This is a genomic window from Thiolapillus sp., from assembly GCF_048562965.1.
GTDB lineage: Bacteria > Pseudomonadota > Gammaproteobacteria > Chromatiales > Chromatiaceae > Thiolapillus > Thiolapillus brandeum_A.
Map to the genome: position 1 here is coordinate 1 of NZ_JBHNMF010000837.1, position 1,262 is coordinate 1,262.

Annotated in this window: 2 protein-coding genes; both read left to right on the forward strand. The window is 56.7% G+C overall.

All coding sequences use genetic code 11. The features are described from left to right. The coding region (locus ACOCD2_RS20500; protein ID WP_293650217.1) for a hypothetical protein at positions 1-934 on the forward strand (934 nt) is incomplete at its 5' end. A gap of 129 nt (positions 935-1,063) precedes the next feature. Then, entirely contained in the window at positions 1,064-1,240 is a 177-nt protein-coding gene (locus ACOCD2_RS20505; RefSeq protein WP_293650216.1) for a hypothetical protein, read from the forward strand. The last annotated feature ends 22 nt before the right edge of the window (positions 1,241-1,262 follow it).

Sequence of the window (1,262 nt, forward strand, 5' to 3'; positions counted from 1 at the left end):
CGCGGATCTGCAAATGCAACTGCAAACAATCAACGGCCGGCTGGAAGAATTGCGATACCGCATATCGAAAAAAGACGGCAATCTAGCGCAGCTAGAAGAACAGGCGCGACAGCTGGCAGACCGTGCGGCGGAACTGGAAATCCAAATTTCCGAGCACCAGGCTAGAACTGCCGAACTGGAAATCCAAATTTCCGAGCACCAGGCTAGAATTGCCGAACTGGAAAAACCGGATGATCTGGAGCTGGCCATGGGCGCCGCCGGAGAAATCAACAGCCTGACACTAAACGGTAAAAACGCACTCCATGATTCGGCAACACGGATAAAAATCGGTAGGGAAACGCTGTATCTGGCAGACACCCTCACGGTACCGGCTCACACCCTGACTGACGGATCAACAGTGTCGTCCGGACAGATACAGGGAGAAAACGGCATCATCTACTGGACCACTAAATCAATTATCGTACCGAGGACAAATTTCCACGTAACGCGCTGGGAATTCAGCAGTGACTCGGCGTTTGGAAACGTTGCACTCAGCGTTTATCTGGATCTGGATATAGGACAGTACCCACACCACAATGGGTTGATTGTGGGTGGCACCGGCCATCCAAACAGGCTGCTGATTACGGACCGGCCTGATCCGTCGGAGGGCGTGGCAATGGATCTGAGATCGCTTAAAAATGCCTCACGCATGGGTTGGGTTGGCAGCCCGGACATCTATCACGGGCGACGGGGTGAGATACTCGACCCGTCGATTCTCACCGGTGCCTATGCCGGATGGGGTCAGTACACACCAGATCAGAACCGCTATCCCGGGTCTCATGGCTACGGTCCCGCAGACATTGCTGTTGCCATGGGGGTGATGCTCAAACCCAGCGCGAAGCTCGCCGGTTTTGAGACGACAATCGTTGGCGCGCCCAACGGCAGCATCGAGTAAAAATTCCCGGCAGGAACGGTCCCGCCGGCATCAATCGTGGGCGTCGGAGGCGCTCACAGACGCCATGGATGCGATCGAGACGCTGCAACGGGCAATGGCGAGGCAACAGCAGATGGGGCCACTCTATCGATGGAGACGAGAAGGAAGTTCGCCATCATGCACATCCCCAAATGCGCAGGGACGGCGCTCGGTGAGCTGATCAGTATGGGCTACGGTGCGGGGACGATTGAGCGAGTGACTGCGGACCAACCGCCCCTGACAGCGTATAAAGCACCCGTCGTCATCGGGCATTGTGCGGTGGCCTAGCACGCATCGCTCACCGATCCCC

Excerpts from the sequence above, each read along its gene's own strand:
- ACOCD2_RS20505 (WP_293650216.1), top strand. The coding sequence starts at position 1,064 with ATGGAGACGAGAAGGAAGTTCGCCATCATGCACATCCCCAAATGCGCA.